At 40.7% G+C, this 16,689-nt stretch carries 15 protein-coding genes and 1 pseudogene; all 16 read left to right on the top strand.

The genetic code is table 11. The features are described 5' to 3' along the window. Positions 1–55 precede the first annotated feature (55 nt). On the top strand, positions 56–1,711 hold the full coding sequence (locus BV60_RS0119030) for an ABC transporter substrate-binding protein (RefSeq protein ID WP_029324314.1): 1,656 nt from the start codon (positions 56–58) through the stop codon (positions 1,709–1,711). An 80-nt stretch (positions 1,712–1,791) separates the two neighbouring features. Further along, positions 1,792–3,156 (top strand): family 43 glycosylhydrolase, encoded by a 1,365-nt coding sequence (locus tag BV60_RS0119025; RefSeq protein ID WP_029324313.1) that lies wholly within the window; start codon positions 1,792–1,794, stop codon positions 3,154–3,156. Between the two features lie 8 nt (positions 3,157–3,164). Further along, a complete protein-coding gene (locus BV60_RS0119020; RefSeq protein WP_029324312.1) occupies positions 3,165–4,646 on the top strand; it encodes a glycoside hydrolase family 32 protein in 1,482 nt (493 codons plus the stop codon). A gap of 3 nt (positions 4,647–4,649) precedes the next feature. Then, positions 4,650–5,615: a carbohydrate kinase family protein gene (locus BV60_RS0119015; RefSeq protein ID WP_029324310.1), complete on the top strand. Its 966-nt coding sequence runs from the start codon at positions 4,650–4,652 to the stop codon at positions 5,613–5,615. 421 nt (positions 5,616–6,036) lie between these two features. Then, positions 6,037–7,071 carry an MFS transporter gene (locus BV60_RS0119010; RefSeq protein WP_029324308.1) on the top strand — a complete coding sequence of 345 codons (1,035 nt, stop codon included), beginning with the start codon at positions 6,037–6,039 and terminating at the stop codon, positions 7,069–7,071. Next, positions 7,040–7,837, top strand: a complete 798-nt coding sequence (locus BV60_RS0119005; protein WP_051656907.1) for an ATP-binding cassette domain-containing protein — start codon at positions 7,040–7,042, stop codon at positions 7,835–7,837. The genes BV60_RS0119010 and BV60_RS0119005 overlap by 32 nt, the downstream gene beginning before the upstream one ends. Beyond that, positions 7,821–8,552, top strand: coding sequence for a hypothetical protein (locus tag BV60_RS0119000; protein ID WP_029324303.1), 732 nt, complete (start codon positions 7,821–7,823; stop codon positions 8,550–8,552). The genes BV60_RS0119005 and BV60_RS0119000 overlap by 17 nt, the downstream gene beginning before the upstream one ends. 193 nt (positions 8,553–8,745) lie before the next feature. After that, positions 8,746–9,144 (top strand): hypothetical protein, encoded by a 399-nt coding sequence (locus BV60_RS0118995; protein ID WP_051656906.1) that lies wholly within the window; start codon positions 8,746–8,748, stop codon positions 9,142–9,144. A 224-nt stretch (positions 9,145–9,368) separates the two neighbouring features. Then, positions 9,369–10,040, top strand: coding sequence for an HAD family hydrolase (locus BV60_RS0118990; RefSeq protein WP_029324300.1), 672 nt, complete (start codon positions 9,369–9,371; stop codon positions 10,038–10,040). A gap of 71 nt (positions 10,041–10,111) precedes the next feature. Continuing rightward, positions 10,112–10,291 (top strand): hypothetical protein, encoded by a 180-nt coding sequence (locus BV60_RS0118985; protein WP_029324298.1) that lies wholly within the window; start codon positions 10,112–10,114, stop codon positions 10,289–10,291. A gap of 14 nt (positions 10,292–10,305) precedes the next feature. Beyond that, entirely contained in the window at positions 10,306–10,725 is a 420-nt protein-coding gene (locus tag BV60_RS22380) for an RNA polymerase sigma factor (RefSeq protein WP_051656905.1), read from the top strand. A gap of 301 nt (positions 10,726–11,026) precedes the next feature. Then, positions 11,027–11,481: pseudogene (tnpA, locus tag BV60_RS21385) on the top strand (IS200/IS605 family transposase). Between the two features lie 255 nt (positions 11,482–11,736). Beyond that, the gene (locus BV60_RS0118970; RefSeq protein ID WP_029324296.1) at positions 11,737–12,987 is read left to right on the top strand and encodes a DUF6033 family protein; all 1,251 of its coding nucleotides are present in this window, start codon (positions 11,737–11,739) and stop codon (positions 12,985–12,987) included. A gap of 163 nt (positions 12,988–13,150) precedes the next feature. Continuing rightward, positions 13,151–15,562 carry a hypothetical protein gene (locus BV60_RS0118965; RefSeq protein WP_156036231.1) on the top strand — a complete coding sequence of 804 codons (2,412 nt, stop codon included), beginning with the start codon at positions 13,151–13,153 and terminating at the stop codon, positions 15,560–15,562. Between the two features lie 248 nt (positions 15,563–15,810). Continuing rightward, complete coding sequence (locus tag BV60_RS23290) at positions 15,811–15,969, top strand: hypothetical protein (protein ID WP_156036229.1); 159 nt, start codon at positions 15,811–15,813, stop codon at positions 15,967–15,969. 263 nt (positions 15,970–16,232) lie between these two features. Further along, complete coding sequence (locus tag BV60_RS0118955; protein WP_029324294.1) at positions 16,233–16,679, top strand: GNAT family N-acetyltransferase; 447 nt, start codon at positions 16,233–16,235, stop codon at positions 16,677–16,679. The last annotated feature ends 10 nt before the right edge of the window (positions 16,680–16,689 follow it).

The raw sequence follows: 16,689 nt of genomic DNA, 5'->3' as shown, positions 1-16,689 counted from the left end.
CGTTAATTCACCTGTTATACAGGTTTGAATAGTTTCTAATGAAAAGGAGAGGACAATGAAAAAGAAAACAACAAAGTTACTGTCTACAGCGCTTGTCATTGCTATGTCAGCAAGTGCGCTCACAGGTTGTGGCAAGGGGACTTCAACTGGCAGTGGTGCAGCTAAGGTAGATGCTGAGAACATCACTTTCCCTCTTGAAGAGAAGGTTACTATCACAGGTACAATCAGCTATCCTTCAGGAACAGAGGCTGAGCCTAACAACAGAACAATCTTCAAGAGACTTGAAGAGGAGACCAATGTACATGTAGATTGGACAGCTATTTCAAACGATCAGTGGGGAGACAAGATTCAGCTGACAATGGCTAACAAGGACATGCTTACAGATTTCGTATTCAATGCAGGATTCAGTAACTCTGATCTTATCAGATATGCAGACCAGGGCGTTATTCTTCCTGTTGAAGAATATATTGACAAAAACATGCCTAATCTTAAGGCTGTATTCGATAAGTATCCTGAATATCGCACAATGTGTGAGGATTCAGAGGGCCATATCTGGGCTCTTCCCTGGATCGAGCAGCTTGGTTCCAACAAGACAGCTATCCAGACAGTAGGTAACAACTTTACTTACATCAACAAGAAGTGGCTTGATTTCCTTGGACTTGAGAAGCCTACAACAGTAGACGAGTTCGAAGAAGTACTTAAAGCATTCAAGGATCACGCTTCAGAGCTTCAGGCAGAGTTTGGCATCGAGGGAGATATCATCCCTATGTCATGCATTATGAACGATCAGGATCCCAGCCTTCTTATCAACGGTTTTGGTGAAGGTTATGGTGATAACGATATAGGACAGCACATCGCTGTAACAGATGACAAGAAGGTTATCTGCACAGCTACTCAGGACGGCTTCAAGTCAGGTATGCAGTGGCTTCATAAGCTCTATGATGAGGGACTTATCGATCCCGAGTGCTTCACACAGGATTGGTCAACATACGTTGCTAAGGGAAAATCTCACAGATACGGCGTATGCTTCACATGGGACGTTGCTAACATCGACAACCTTGAGGACTATGAGCCTCTTGCAGCTCTTCAGGCTGATACCAAGAACGTAACACCTATGAACGGTTCATTCACATCAGGTTTTGACCGCGGCAGATGCGTAGTTACAGCTAAGTGCGACAACCCTGCATTTGTATGTGCATGGCTTGATCGTATGTATGATCCCTTCCAGTCACCTCAGAACAACTGGGGAACCTATGGTGAAGATGATGAGTTCGATATTTTCGAGCTTTCTGAGAACGATAAGGGTGAGAAGATGCTCAAGCACGCTCCTCTTGGCGATGCTTCACCTGTAGAAGTTCGTGAGGCTGAGGCTGTTGGCGGACCTCTTGCAATCCTTGATGAGTACTATGGTGTATATGTAACATGCCCTGATGATGCTCAGTATCGTCTTGACTGGATCAAGGAATACTACACAGATGATATGCACTGCGAGTATGTATATCCTAACGTATTCATGACAGCTGATGACACAGAGAAGCTTACAACAATCCAGACTGATCTTATCAGCTTCATCAACTCCAGCAGAAGTAACTTCGTTATGAACGGTCTTACAGATGCAGATTGGGATGAGTACATCAAGCAGGTTAATGCTTATGGTCTTGAGGATTACCTTGCAATCTATCAGAAGTACCTTGATGAGTTCTACAAGTAATACACATTGTTACATCTTATGGGATTAGCTTGATAAGCGAAAGGTGAGGGAGGAGTTATCTCCTCCCTCTTTTATAAGAGATGAAAAAAAGAACAATAGCTTTATTTGGTATTATGTTATGTTTATTAACCGGATGCGCTGATAAAAAGGGCGAGCAATGCCTTTTCCCAAGAGCAGAGGACAGCTACGTTGGGGATGTAATGGCTCTTTCAACTGATAAAGGCGTATATCTGAATTATTTATATGAAACTGATCACAATGGCGTAGGTTATCACCCGCTTCATCAGTTTTTTACCAAGGATTTTACTACATATGAAGATAAGGGAGAGGTTCTGAAATTCGCAGAGGATTCTGAAGTTCAGGATCTTGCTATAGGAACGGGTTCCTTTATCAGGGATGACAGTGGGAAATATCACTGTTTTTACACAGGTCATAATGACTATTATGACACCTACGGACTTGATAAAGAGTGCTTAATGCACGCAACAAGTAAAGATAACAAAAAATATGAGAAGAATTATGATGAAATAATTCATGCTCCTAATGGCTACAGTACCAATGATTTCCGTGATCCTCAGGTTATTAAGATGGATGATGGCTATATCATGCTGGTTGGCGCCAGAAAAGAAGCAGAAGATGAAAGTGCGATCGTTTATTATGAATCGCAGGATTTAGAGAACTGGACTTTTAAGGGTGATTTTTATACAAGCAAAGAACTTTATTTTATGGAATGTCCGGATGTGTTCAAGCTTGGAGATAAATACTATCTCGTCTTTAGCTGGAACAATGTAGTTTACTACAGAACAGCGTCTGATTTTTTCGGACCCTGGGAGAAACCGGAGATTGACACATTTGACGGCAATGGCTTCTATGCAGCAAAAACATGTGAGTACGAAGGCAAAAGATATCTGATCGGCTTTCTGGATCGCAAAAAGAGAGAAAGCGATGGCCTCATGTATACATGGGCAGGAAGCGTACTGGTATATGAGCTTAGACAATTGCAGGATGGCACACTGGGGGTGTGCATGCCTGAGAAATATAATGAGTATTTTAATAAGGAGATACTATCTGAGGCAGCTGCAGATAGTTCACTTGATTTGGGAGATGTACCCGATACCTGTCATTTAAGCTATAAACTTACGATGCAGGCAGATGGAATATGCGATCTCGTATTTTCCAATAATGAAAAGGGAGAAGAGTACAAGATCTCTGTAAATAATAAAGAGGACAACATTTCATACAATGCTTTTCCCAACTATCAGGCTATGAAGCTGGAGGAAGGCAGACAATATCAGGTTGATGTTGTAGTTGAAAAAGACATAGTGGTTATCTATGTAGACGGGCAAAAGGCACTGTCAAACCGCATTTATTCAGCAGTTGGAGCTACCTGGAAGCTGAATATGGAAAATGCAGACGCAAGTGATATAAAGATTTATGGTAAATGAGGAATATTATGAGTGATAAGTTAAATAAAGCAAGAGAATATGAAGTAAAAAAGGAAGCCAAGATACCTGAGGAGCAGCGCCCCCTCTTTCATTTAACACCCAGATGCGGCTGGATGAACGATCCTAACGGCTTTAGCATCTATAAGGGAAAATATCATATGTTTTACCAGTATTATCCCTATGAGACAGTATGGGGACCTATGCACTGGGGACATGCAGAAAGTACTGACCTTATCAGCTGGAAGTATCTTCCCTGCGCAATGGCGCCCGATGAAAAATATGACGGGTTTGGATGCTTTTCAGGAAGTGCCATTGAGATGGAAGACGGCAAGCAACTTCTCGTATATACAGGCGTTAGAAAAGAAGAGGATGAAAACGGCGAAATCCGCGAGTATCAGACACAATGTATCGCTATAGGTGATGGTGTTGATTATGAGAAATACGAGAATAACCCTGTAATTAATGCAGACAGCCTTCCTGAAGGAGCCGGAAAATTCGACTTCAGAGATCCCAAGGTGTGGAAGGAAAACGGCAAGTATTACATGGTTGTTGGCAACAAGACCATTGATAAGGACGGACAGATACTTCAGTATGTAAGTGATGACGGTATTAACTGGTCCTATGATAAGACTGTTATCAAGAACAACCACAGATTCGGTGTAATGTGGGAGTGCCCTGATTACTTTAATCACGATGGTAAACAGGTCCTTCTCACAAGCCCGCAGGATATGCTCCCTGAAGAGCTTGAGTTCCACAACGGAAACGGAACCTTGTGTGTGATAGGAAGTATCGATGAAAATGGAGAATTCTGCGAAGAAAACTGTCAGGCTGTTGACTATGGTATTGATTTTTATGCGCCACAGACAATCAAGACTCCTGATGGACGAAGAGTCATGATCGGCTGGATGCAGAACTGGGATACATGCGGAATCAGGCGCGATGACTTCCCATGGTTTGGCCAGATGAGTATTCCAAGGGAAATAACTATTAAGGATAACAGACTTATTCAGTGGCCTGCCAGAGAGATAGAGAATTATTACGGCAAAAGAATCAGCAGACAGAATGTACTTATTTCTGATAGTGCTTCACTTTCAAGTATTGAGGGCAGGTGCGTAGATATGACAGTAAGAGTCAGATCTACACAGGCAGAACTTTCATATAAAAAATTTGAAATTCGTTTTGCTGATAATGGCAAGGCTTATTCAGCGATTGAATATGATCCTGTTGACAATATTGTTAAGATAGACAGAAAGCATTCAGGAAGCAGAAGAGCCATTGTTCATCAGAGAAGATGTAAGGTTGCAGGAAATAAGGGTGAGATTTCATTTAGACTTGTTCTTGACAGATACAGCATGGAGCTCTTCATCAATAATGGACAGCAGGTAATGTCTATGGTAATCCTTACAGATGTCAGAGCTGAAGGTATCAGTTTTAAGGCAGTTGGAGAACTTCTTATGGATGTTACTATGTATGAGCTTGAGAGGAAATAACTTATGAAAAAAGATGTAGTTGCGCTGGGGGAGTTGCTTATTGATTTTACAGGAAGCGGAGACAGCAACCAGGGAAATCCTTTATTTGAGGCTAATCCAGGCGGAGCACCCTGTAATGTGCTGTCAATGCTTCAGAATTTAGGCAACAGCACAGCTTTTATCGGCAAGGTTGGAAACGACTTTTTTGGGAGAATGTTAAAAGAGAGAATTGAAAAGCAGGGTATAGACTCTACCGGACTTGTCTTTGACGAGGAGGTAAATACTACCCTTGCATTTGTAAACAAGCTTCCAAATGGAGACAGAGATTTTTCTTTTTACAGAAAGCCCGGAGCAGACATGATGCTGACAGCAGAGGATGTTGAGAAGAATGCTGATCTTATCAGGAATGCAGATGTATTTCATCTTGGAACACTGTCAATGACAGACGAACCTGCAAAAGAGGCAACTGTCAGAGCTGTTACAATAGCTAAAGAGAGCGGAGCAGTCATATCTTTTGATCCAAATTACAGAGAACCTTTATGGAAGAACGTAGACGATGCAATAGATGCTATGAAATATGGCTTTGAAAACTGTGATATCCTGAAAATTTCAGATAATGAGATTGAGCTTTTTACAGGCCTTAAGGATATAGAGGCAGGAGCAAGGAAAATAAAGAGAGACTTTGGTATTCCAATCGTGTTTGCCACACTTGGACCTGAAGGAAGTATAGCTCTTTACAAAGATATGGTGATCAAAAAAGACGGGTACAGAAATCCTGCTACTATAGAGACTACAGGAGCAGGCGATACCTTCTGTGCCTGTGCCATAGATTACATCCACAGAAACGGACTTGATAATCTGACAAAAGACGGATTATTTGAATGCCTGTCGTTTGCAAACGCTGCGGCATCTATTATAACCACCAGAAAAGGTGCACTTTCTGTAATGCCAACCCAAGAAGAAATAACAGCTTTTCTAACAAACAAGTAATGATAAGAACAAAGAATATGCGAAAAGGGATTAACTTTAAGTTATTCCCTTCAGACTGTAGACAAAGTCCACGGCACTTGCCGTGGATTTTTCTTTATGATATAGCTTCCTGTAACATTTAAAGTGTGGATAGAAGTGTGAATTTATAGAAAAAGAAAGATACCTCAGATAAACTGTAATTGCTGACCCTAGCATAGTTGGCAATAAACAGAAAATGAGAGGTATCTACAGAGGTATGAGATATGAGGCATAGTTTATTAAAATGTAATTGAGCTATGCCAATTCAGGCTTGTCTAGAAGGCAATGCTGTAGCCTTTTCCGATACAGTTCAAAAATATCGCGATTTATTCTGGTGAATTTTATAAAAATATACCATATAATCCAAAATAGAATTGAAAAAATGGAATGGGGAGAAATCAAAATGCCGGAATATAGAAAAACAAAGCTTGCCTGTTATCTTGGATTTATAACCCAGGCAATAGCCGCAAATTTCGCACCACTTTTGTTTTTGAAGTTTCATAAGGACTATGGGATATCCCTTGGTAATATTGCGCTGATATCAACAGTTTATTTCTTTACTCAGCTTCTTATAGATCTTTTCTGTGCAAAGTTTGTTGACAGAATAGGATACAGGGTTTCCATAGTGATATCAGAAGTTTGTTCTGCTGTGGGGCTTATTGGGCTTGCTTTTTTACCGGATATGTTATCGGATGCATTTGCGGGAATACTTATCAGTGTGACAGTATATGCCATGGGATGTGGGCTTATCGAAGTGCTGGTTAGTCCAATCATTGAGGCCTGTCCTTTCGAAAATAAAGATGCGACGATGAGTCTTTTGCATTCCTTTTATTGCTGGGGTGCTGTTGGAACCATAGTGATATCAACTGTGTTCTTTGCGCTATTTGGGATGGGCAGTTGGAGGTGGCTGGCAGTTCTCTGGGCATTGATTCCGGCATATAACATCTACAATTTTGCTACATGTCCGATCGTTCCGATAGTGGAAGATGGTCAGGGAATGGGCATCAGACAATTGGGAAAAAGCCGTATCATTTATGGAAAGTATGGAGAGAAGCTTGATCTGATGAAATTCATGATTGGATCAGGCACTCTTTGTGTTATCTGTTATCTCATGGCATCACTTTCAGCTAATCCTGTTATAGGACTTATAGGTTGTACTTTATGCGGCTTTTCTGTTGGAATCATGTGGCCGGGAACAATAAGCATCTCATCCAAGAAATTTCCAACCGGGGGCACGGCAATGTTTGCGCTCCTTGCTATGGCCGGTGACCTTGGAGGCAGCATAGGACCTGCTATTGTGGGAAAGGTTACACAGTATGCTTCAGATAATATCAGAGCCGGCATGGGAGTAGGGCTTATTTTTCCTATAGTTCTTATAGCTATGCTGATCATAATGGGGAAAGCTAATGAAAACAAACGCAAAGCTGATTACACTTGAAAACGTCACAAAAAAATACGGCGGCAAAACCGTAATTGACGGTATTTCGCATACCTTTTACAAGGGGGAATCCATTGCGTTTTACGGGCATAATGGATGCGGAAAGAGCACGATGCTTAAGCTCATCTCAGGTATTATTCCGATAAGCGGCGGTGATCTGCAGTATCATGAAAAGCTGCGGTTTTCATATGTTCCGGAGAAATTCGTGGGTATGGAGATTGAGATGATCGACTATCTTCGCGGTGTGGCGCGGATGGAGGGCGTGGACCCTGCTGTGACGGACGGGCTGATTAAGGATTACTTTTTAGAGTCCATGATTCACACGAGAATGGACAAGCTTTCCAAGGGGAGTCTACAAAAAGTTGGCGTAATTCAGGCGCTCATGGCGCCGCATCAGGTCATCCTGCTTGATGAGCCACTTTCCGGGCAGGATGCAGAATCCCAAAAAGTTTTCTTAGATAAGATGAACGAGCTGCGAGACCAGGGAATCACGATTTTTATGTCCTGTCATGAGGAGAAGCTGATAGATGCGCTCTCAGACAGGGTTTACACGATTGAACAGGGCAAGCTGTTGGAGACAGACGTCTCGGGAGAAACAGTCTACTCAATTTATGTGAAGAAAAATCCAGCGCTGACGGTGCGGCCTGATATGAGAAGTAAAGGTGGCAGCTACGAGCTTACGGCAGAGGAGACGGCGCTTAAGGCGACTGTGCTTGGACTATATGAAGATGGATGGGAGATTGTAGGAATTGAAAAACACGCTTGAACTATACAAACTACGACGAAAACTCTTGAAAAAAGGTCAGGTGCTGATCGTACCGGTAGTTGCCACGGCACTTTTTATAGGAATCATGTATTCCATGGCGCCTATCGGTGTTACCAGTAGTTTCCTGCTGTCAGCGGCTTTCCTGTATTTTGTATGCGTGTTCATCTCCATGACTTTGAACGGGAAAGAGGATGACGTGTTCGAAGAAACGCTGATGATGCACTGCGAGAGGCCTCTTAATTACTACGTTTCCAGGGAAATGCTGCTGATCACGCAGTGTTTTGGCTATGCGCTTATATTGACGGTGTTTCCGGCGGTGCTGTTTTTGCTTAGAGGCTCCATGTTTATCAGACCCATGGGAATAGCAGATGTTATATTGGGCGGCCTGTATATTTTCTTTAGCGGGCTATGTGGCATGGCGACTGGGGATTTCTTTCACCCGCGATTTTTACAGAGAAGAAAAGATGGGATACTGGGCGCAATCATGGTTTCAGTGCTTGCGATATGTAAAGAAGGGCTGACCACCTACTTAATGCCCTTGGCGATTTTGAATTTTGTGCTTCCACCTTTTCTTGACGGGTTTAAATTGGTTGGAAGCTCAGATATCTTCGAGCTACGGGGGATGGTGCTGATTTTTCTGCACATGACTGTGTATGCTGTGGTTGTGGTGTGCCTGAAGGTCTGGGCTCTTGAGAAGAGAAGGTTCAGGTATTGATGGAATGTATCCTGGGAATATGAACTCTACTTTGCGTAGGTAGCGGCAAAAGCACCTGGAACTTACAATCTAGGCTATTATCTGTGTTGGTAAGGACTTTTTTTGTGTTACATGGTAGGCTTAATAATATATGTGGGATGGTTTCATAAAGGTTACTGTGTAGATGTACGCACTTCTGAAGGGGTGAAGCGATATGAATAAGGATTGGTCAGAAAAAAACAAGAAAATGCAATCTCTGATCGGAAAGAAAGATAGCTTTGATGAAGGGATTACCGTTCTGCTTGAGTTAAGAGAGGAGCTTTTTGACCAGATAACATCAATAGTGAATACATATCCGAAAGAAGCTTTTTACCTGATGCCTTTTGCCGGAGCGAAGGGTTATCATAGCAAGACTCTGGGGTATTCGATGTGGCATATATTCCGAATTGAGGATATTGTGGCACATACATTGATTTCTCAGGATAGTCAAATTCTCTTTACAGATGATTGGCTTCACAGGATAAACAGTCCTATCATCACCACCGGCAATGAGCTGAAGGGAGAGGAAATCGCGGAGTTTTCCGCAAAACTCGATGTGGGGGCTTTGTCGTAAGGCAAGGAAAGGAGTAGATCCCATAGCATGCTGTGGACTTTCATGTAATCATTGCTTTTTGAAAGAATGGGGCGAATCATGAATATGAAAGAATATTACGCGCTGCTGCGAGGAATAATCAGGGCATCAGTGATAGAGTGTATTACGCGATGCTTCGTAGTGACAGAAAATAGTACAAATCACAGGGCAGAGAAATTTCAGAATAATATGAAGCGGTGGTAAGCATGGGGACGATAAAGGCTATAGTTTTTGATGCATTTGGAACACTTTTCAAATTTACAAAAGGTAGTTCCGCCAGAACAATTTTGAAATATATAACTGATCTTGGAATAGAGGTTGATGAAGCTGCATTCCTTGAAGAATGGAAGCCATTTTATAGTAGGCATACTGTGGGGTATGATACATTTTTGACAGAACGGGAGATATTTTCTGCCAGAAATCAGATGTTCTATGACAGATACAATGTGAATAGAGATGCCAGAGCAGATGCTGATGAACTTTTATGGGAGGCATCAGAACGTGTAGCTTTTCCTGAGGTTCATAGTGCGCTTGAAGGATTAAAGAGGCACTATATGGTTTTTATAGGATCGAATACAGATGACGATGTTCTTGAAAGCGTAATGAAAAAGAATAATGTCGTAGTTGAAAAAATCTATACATCTGAGAATCAGAGATGCTATAAACCTGATAGCCTTTTTTATAAGAGGATTTTGGCAGATAATGATTTCTTGCCGGAGGAGTTTTTGTTTGTTGGTGATACAGGAAAAGACGATATTATTGGGCCAAAGATAGTAGGTATGAAGACGGCTTTGGTCGACAGAGATGGAACAGGTACTGATTATGGGCAGGATTATACGATTGGGAGTCTGACAGAGCTTTTGACATTTGGATTATGAGATACGATTAGACTCAGGTGAAAAGTAAGTGATGGGTTTATGAGGCAAAGGAAGGAGTATAGTCTCACACAATGACTAAACAGATAGGCGTAATTTCAGATATACACAGTAACTATACTGCCTTTAAGACGGCGGCAGAATATATGATAAACAGAGGTATTACAGAGTTTTTCCTGCTTGGTGATTTTGTCTCGGATACAACAGATACGGTTGAAACTAACGTTTTAAAACATGCCTCGTTAGTAAGGTGAAAGGAGGTGGGGGATTGGACTTTGAGAGTGTTTACAAAAAATACTATTCGGATATATACAGATACTCTTTTAGTTTGGCAAAAAACGAAAAGGAAGCAGAAGAACTCACCCAGGATACCTTCGTAAAGGCTTTAAAATCCATAGACAGATACGATGGATCAAAGGATTTACGGGCATGGCTTTTCACAATAGCTAAAAATTCCTTCATATCAAAATACAGGAAAAGCAAACACGAATCCGAGTTTGAATTGATTTCTGATGAGATCAGGGATACTCGAAAGGGTGTTGCAGCATATTATCTGTCTTACCCAATTTGTGTAAGATTTATTCAGGAAGAAGATTATGTAAAGCCTGAAGCAAGAGAGGCCTTTGAAAATATCACGAAATCAGTGATGCTGATGAGGATTTTGATTTCAGTATCGAGTTTCAGATAAAAGCCAGTGAGGAGCATCTGACTCTTTACTTAGGCGGGGAAGAATATATGGTGCTTGATGGTAGCTCGGAATGAATTAAAGGGAGTAATCAAAAGTAATTCGCTACAGACTTCACATGTGCCCTGGTCATATACCAAGGGCACTTTTTATTATGGGTCGTGACCCAGTTGAGCGCGCAAAGCGTGCGAAATATCAACCACCCGCTATGCGGGTGCGCGGTGTTTGTTATACAAAAAAATCACCTTTCCGTTATAATGTGGTTGTTCAAGCCTAAATTATAACGAAAGGAAAGGTGATTTTAATGGCAAACAAGTCATATAGTTTAGCACACACAAAATGGATGTGTAAGTACCACATTGTGTTCACACCTAAGTATAGGAGAAAAATAATCTATAATCAATATAAGGCGAGTATAAGAGATATATTGAAGCAATTATGCGCATACAAAGGAGTAGAGATTATAGAAGGACATTTAATGCCAGACCAGGTACATATGTTGGTCAGTATTCCTCCAAAGCTTAGTGTATCGCAGTTTATGGGATATCTAAAAGGAAAGAGTGCATTGATGATTTTTGATCAGCACGCAAATCTAAAGTATAAGTTTGGAAATAGACATTTCTGGGCTGAAGGATACTATGTAGTACAGTAGGCCTCAATGAGGCAACAATAAAGAAGTACATTCAGGATCAAGAGAAACATGATATAGCAATGGATAAACTGAGTGTGAAAGAGTATGAGGACCCCTTCAAGGGGTAGCCGGTATTACAAGCGCCCTTTCAAGGGCTGCGACGAGTCAAAGGCGTTAGGGCTTGAACAAAGTGAAAGCCAGCGTCTTTAGGCGCTGTCCGGTAACAGCCCCTTATAGGGGCGAGCAAACCACCCGTTGGACGGGTGGTGCTGATTTTTATTCATGGATATAAAGTAATTTGTCTTTTATGCCGATAAATGAAACGAGAGAATATGCTCTCAATTGAATAGTGATCAACATGCATTTACACGGAGGTATTTGCTATGGCTATGTATGACTATGCTAGTTCTCTTTATAAGGCATATGGAAATTATGACGCGTTTCTCACTCAGGGACTTAACCGTGAGACTGTGCATATCAATTATAATGTAAATAAAAATGTTGACACAGATATTATCAAGAGAGATATGGCTGCATACCTGAAAGAATCAACAATTGATTCTGATTCATCAAAAGTCCTTAAGGGTAGTGGAATAGATAAAGCCTCATTTTCAGATAATGGCCAGACTAAGAAGTCTTCAGATTCTGCCACTGTCTCCTCAAAGCAAAATGACGCATGTTCAGTAGAATTATCTAAAGAAGCACAAATTTATGCTGAAAACAATGCATCCGCCGCAAATACCACAGAAGCTACTCAGCCATATAAATATGCAGGTACGACAAGTACAAGAGAAGCCTGGGAAAATGAATCAGCACGCTTTAAAAACAATTACAATCATGATCACTTGGGTAACTATCAGATAAGTGAGTCAGAGATGCTTCGCATGTCTGATCCTGAGCTCTACAGTAAAATTATGGATCTGGAAGATCAGGCAAGGCGTTCTGTAATGCACCTGGATGCCTGCGTGGAGCTTCCGCATGAAGAAGGTGCAGCAGATATAGAGTACAAGTATTATTATAATATTTCTCAAAAAGAGTTTGATGAACTAAAAAAACAAGGAAAAGTATTCGGTGGATACTCATTTGACTGGTCAGAATCAGCCAGAAAAAGAGCAAATGAATTGTATAATGAAGCATTTCAGTTAAAAAGACAATGGCGCTTAGACAATACAGACAAGGTAGCAAGCAGATTCAATAATCCTGTTTCCAAGCAGTTTACAGCGCTTGACTTCCTTGAAGCTCTTCATTCTGATGATAAACATCAGACCAGTTTCAACTTTTATGGGAAAGGCCATGATGAACATCCTCATAATATATATACAGGTGCAAGTATGTGGCGTTTCTCCACAAAATTTAATGTGCTTATATCCAATGATGCTCTTAGTATAATTGCAAACGGAGATAGCAAATGGACCAGCAGCATAATGGAGGATATCAATATGGCTGTTGGAAACATGAAGAAGATTGAGAAAGCCTATGAGGGCAATGCAGTTTATCTACGGTTTGGTGCCAGAATTGACGACAATGGTTCCATCACTTATCATGCGAATTTTAAAGACTGCGAAGACAAATATGGTATTTCTGCAGACACGCCTGATGAATTATTAGAAAAACTTATGAGTTACAATAAATAATTATTATAAAAGATATGAAAACTTTTTTGCCAATGTTGTTGATATCCGAAGGATAAAAAGCAAAGGCAAAGTAGCTGTATTTAATTTTGTGCGAGACATATCGAAAAAAATAATGTAGAATATATTTTTGTGGGGGGGTATAGTTTGGGAGGTTTTCTATCGTATGAAAAGGGTTAGTCTAATTATCTGTATGTTCGTCATGAGCATTTTCTTTTGCATGTCAGACATGTCTTCTCTTACTGCCTATGCGGCGGGAGAGGTTTATTTCACTGAGCTCACCACAACTTCAATTGCCTTTGAATGGAGTGAAGTGGCCATCGAAAAATTGAATAGTGCAAAAAAAGAGTGCAGTGATGCGCGTTATAAGGATTTTAAGGTAACGATTTATGAACTGGACAGTTCCTATAAAAATGGCCAAAAACAGATCAAGAGTTACACTGTGTCCGGTAAAAACTATAATTCTTCAGTAAGCGGGCTTAAAAAGAACACACAATACTTTGTTGATATTGATGCTCATATCTCCGGAACAGGCTATAGTTATACTTTTGGTTTAAATAATTCTTGTTTTACCATGGCTTCAGAGACTTACACAATGAAGCTGGTTGGAAGAACAGATACAAGTATCTATGTGGATTTTAGTGAGGCTATAGAAACAATTAAAAGTAAGGTTACAGAAGCCGAAGGAAAGTCTTTTTATTATATGGGACTTACCTGCAATTATGTAGAGCAGACAGGGGATGCTGCAAAAGCTATAAAGCAGGCAAGGACTCTGACTCAGAAAGAGGGAATACATTATAATATTCATGATAAAGATCGTAGATTTACAGGATTAAAGCCTGATACAAAATACGCATTTTCATTTCTTTTTGCATACGATTATTACGACAAGAACGGAAAAAGCGTAAAAAAGCAGGAATACATAGAAGCAGCTGATTTTAAGACAGCCCCTGCCGGCGGATATTCTGATGACATAGGCGATAATGCCCCGGGCTATCAGAGTAATGGCAGAACGGATTCATCTCACGAAGGCAAATTAGTTATAACTTGGGGATCAGGATCTTCAAGGACTATGGCTGCGTGTGATGTAACATCTGATGAGAACAGCATAACCGTAGATTGGTCTAAAGCCAAAGTGACTAAGTCAACAAAGACTAAAAAGATATCTCTTGGTTTTGCTGAGAATACTAATTACGATGCATACGCTGACTGGGAGCAGTACGGCTCTTCATGGAATGAAGGCCCGAATATGCGAAAAGCTCTTAAGCTTGCAGAACAGAATCAGTATGATTGCACAAAGCTAAAGAAGTATACTTTTACCGGGTTAAAGCCTGCCACAGCATACTGCATTGTAATGAGATGCGGATTTAAGACTAATGGCGTAGAATGTGATGATTGCTATGTTACTTATAAGATTAAGACAAAAGGAAATGGTTCTGTATCAGCATCCGGAGACATTTCCAAAAACTCAGCAGAGGGCTATATGTTTGATGGTTCATCCATGCGAGAAAAAGGCACGGTTGTGATTGACTGGACAGCAGCAGAGAAAGCGCTCCTTAAACAGGATGTTATTAAGAAATATTATGGAACGATGAGCAGAAGCGGATCACTGAGAGTTCGCTATACAGCACTTCCTGAGGACGGTAATGTAAGCAGCATTGAAAGCGCATACAAAAAGCTTACAGCCTACAAACCTGACGGTGTTGGCGAAATGACCGTAGGTCTTCCGGCTACAAAGACTAGGATATTTGGTCTTGATATGAACTCAAAATATGTGTTCTGTGTAGAGTTTCCCTATACATATTTTGAGTATGGCGAAACTCATTATGGCACTACAAGATTTTACATTGATGAGACAGGAACCAATTACTATAAGAAAAAGGCTCTGGGTCAGCTGGATGACGGCGGTGGCGGTTCAGGCGGCAGCGGAAGCTCAGGTTCAGAAATAAAAACCATCGAAATCTACACAAGTGATGGTTGCTTGGTATCGAGATCGACAGTATATGAGACTGACAAATATGTTTTACCGAAGAATTTCTTAGTTCCTCCTGCCGGAAAAGAATTTGACTCATGGAGAATAGGCACATCATATTATAAGCCGGGTGATTCAGTACCGCTCACAGGTGATATCAAAGTATATGTTGTTTGGAGAGACATAGGATCTGGTAGCAGTAATACTGAGCCGAAACCGGATAAGATTGTAAAAGATAATGATGCAACAAGCAAAGCCAAAGAATACGATGGTACTCCAAATAAGGGTAAAGATAATAAGACATCAGATGTTTCTAAAGTGGAAAACCATGATGTATCTGTAAGCAAAGATACAGTCAAGTTATCAAAGCTTAAAAAGAAGGACCAGGCCGTAAACATCAAGGTCAACACAAAAGGTAAGATTACTGTAAAGAATGCATCTTCCAAGAAGCTTAAGAAATATGCTGACTTTAAGATTAAGGGCAGAAAAGTAACCGTGACTCTTAAGAAGGGAGCACCTAAGGGAACCTACAAATTCAAGGTTACAATAGGAGCATACGGCAATAAAAAGAAGACTACCGAGACCATAACGATTAAAGTAAAATAATAAGGTACGCAGAGATTTCCGCCAAAGCCGTAAACTACAGGGCTTTGGCGGTTTCTGTATAATGTACAAACTTGACATTTGGCCGTATTTTGCTAGTATTCTAATCAGAAGATGCGATTACACATCTATTGGAGTTTCGCCTCCATTAAGTGCGAACGATTATATTAGGGTTTCACCCCTACAAGTGTGAGCGAATGTAATCAATTAGAGCAAGCCTGGCTTGCTCTAATTTAATGTATGGGAGATGTATGAAGATTTCATTTTATTATGTTGAGTTTTTAAAGGATACGGAGATAAACGCAAGGGGATTCACCAGAGTTCCAAACGTGGAATATGCAAATCGCAAGAAACAGCTCATTAAAAAAGCTGGTGTAAAAAAAGCAAAATTTCAGAGAAAAACAAAGTAATTACTTATGGGGCTGCAGAATTGGTAGCCCCTTTCCCATACCTCAAAGACCTTGCCACTTTCACATTGACCCTTTGGGGATGGGGTTAACGGTCAATTAATTGGTGGCAGCTGAATAGATGGTGCTATTCAACGAGGATGAATAGAATTATAAGGGCTCTGAAGCGGTAATGCTTTAGAGCTCATTTTTTATGTATAATAGGGAGTGAGAGTTCAAAATAATATTACAGGTTAATAGATTAAAGGGTTAAGGATTATTAGCTGATGATACGAGAAGCAAGAAAAGAAGATTTGGAAGCACTTTTGGAACTGTATCTTTACTTACATGAAGATAGTATTCCCATACATGATGAACATCTTGAAAAAACATGGAATCAGATCATTAAGGATCCGAATCACCATCTGATCGTAAATGAGATTGATGGTCAGATTATATCTTCCTGTGTTTGTGTGATCATCCCGAATTTAACAAGAAATATAAGACCATATGCTTTTGTTGAGAATGTGGTAACACATGCGGATTTCAGAGGAAACGGATATGCAGGTGAATGTCTGGACTATGCAAAGAAGATTGCGGAGAGGGAAAACTGTTACAAAATGATGCTGCTGACAGGATCAAAGAAGCCGGAGACTATGCATTTCTATGAGAAGGCTGGGTATAACAGCAGTGATAAGACAGCTTTCATACAGTGGATAGGGATGGATAAGTAGCCATCTAAGA

It is taken from the genome of Butyrivibrio sp. AE3004 (assembly GCF_000703165.1).
Lineage (GTDB): Bacteria > Bacillota > Clostridia > Lachnospirales > Lachnospiraceae > Butyrivibrio.
This window is presented reverse-complemented; position numbering and strand designations above follow the sequence as displayed.

Excerpts from the sequence above, each read along its gene's own strand:
- BV60_RS0119030 (WP_029324314.1), top strand. The coding sequence starts at position 56 with ATGAAAAAGAAAACAACAAAGTTACTGTCTACAGCGCTTGTCATTGCT.
- BV60_RS0119025 (WP_029324313.1), top strand. The coding sequence starts at position 1,792 with ATGAAAAAAAGAACAATAGCTTTATTTGGTATTATGTTATGTTTATTA.
- BV60_RS0119020 (WP_029324312.1), top strand. The coding sequence starts at position 3,165 with ATGAGTGATAAGTTAAATAAAGCAAGAGAATATGAAGTAAAAAAGGAA.
- BV60_RS0119015 (WP_029324310.1), top strand. The coding sequence starts at position 4,650 with ATGAAAAAAGATGTAGTTGCGCTGGGGGAGTTGCTTATTGATTTTACA.
- BV60_RS0119010 (WP_029324308.1), top strand. The coding sequence starts at position 6,037 with ATGCCGGAATATAGAAAAACAAAGCTTGCCTGTTATCTTGGATTTATA.
- BV60_RS0119005 (WP_051656907.1), top strand. The coding sequence starts at position 7,040 with ATGAAAACAAACGCAAAGCTGATTACACTTGAAAACGTCACAAAAAAA.
- BV60_RS0118995 (WP_051656906.1), top strand. The coding sequence starts at position 8,746 with ATGAATAAGGATTGGTCAGAAAAAAACAAGAAAATGCAATCTCTGATC.
- BV60_RS0118990 (WP_029324300.1), top strand. The coding sequence starts at position 9,369 with ATGGGGACGATAAAGGCTATAGTTTTTGATGCATTTGGAACACTTTTC.
- BV60_RS0118985 (WP_029324298.1), top strand. The coding sequence starts at position 10,112 with ATGACTAAACAGATAGGCGTAATTTCAGATATACACAGTAACTATACT.
- BV60_RS0118970 (WP_029324296.1), top strand. The coding sequence starts at position 11,737 with ATGGCTATGTATGACTATGCTAGTTCTCTTTATAAGGCATATGGAAAT.
- BV60_RS0118965 (WP_156036231.1), top strand. The coding sequence starts at position 13,151 with ATGAAAAGGGTTAGTCTAATTATCTGTATGTTCGTCATGAGCATTTTC.
- BV60_RS23290 (WP_156036229.1), top strand. The coding sequence starts at position 15,811 with ATGAAGATTTCATTTTATTATGTTGAGTTTTTAAAGGATACGGAGATA.
- BV60_RS0118955 (WP_029324294.1), top strand. The coding sequence starts at position 16,233 with ATGATACGAGAAGCAAGAAAAGAAGATTTGGAAGCACTTTTGGAACTG.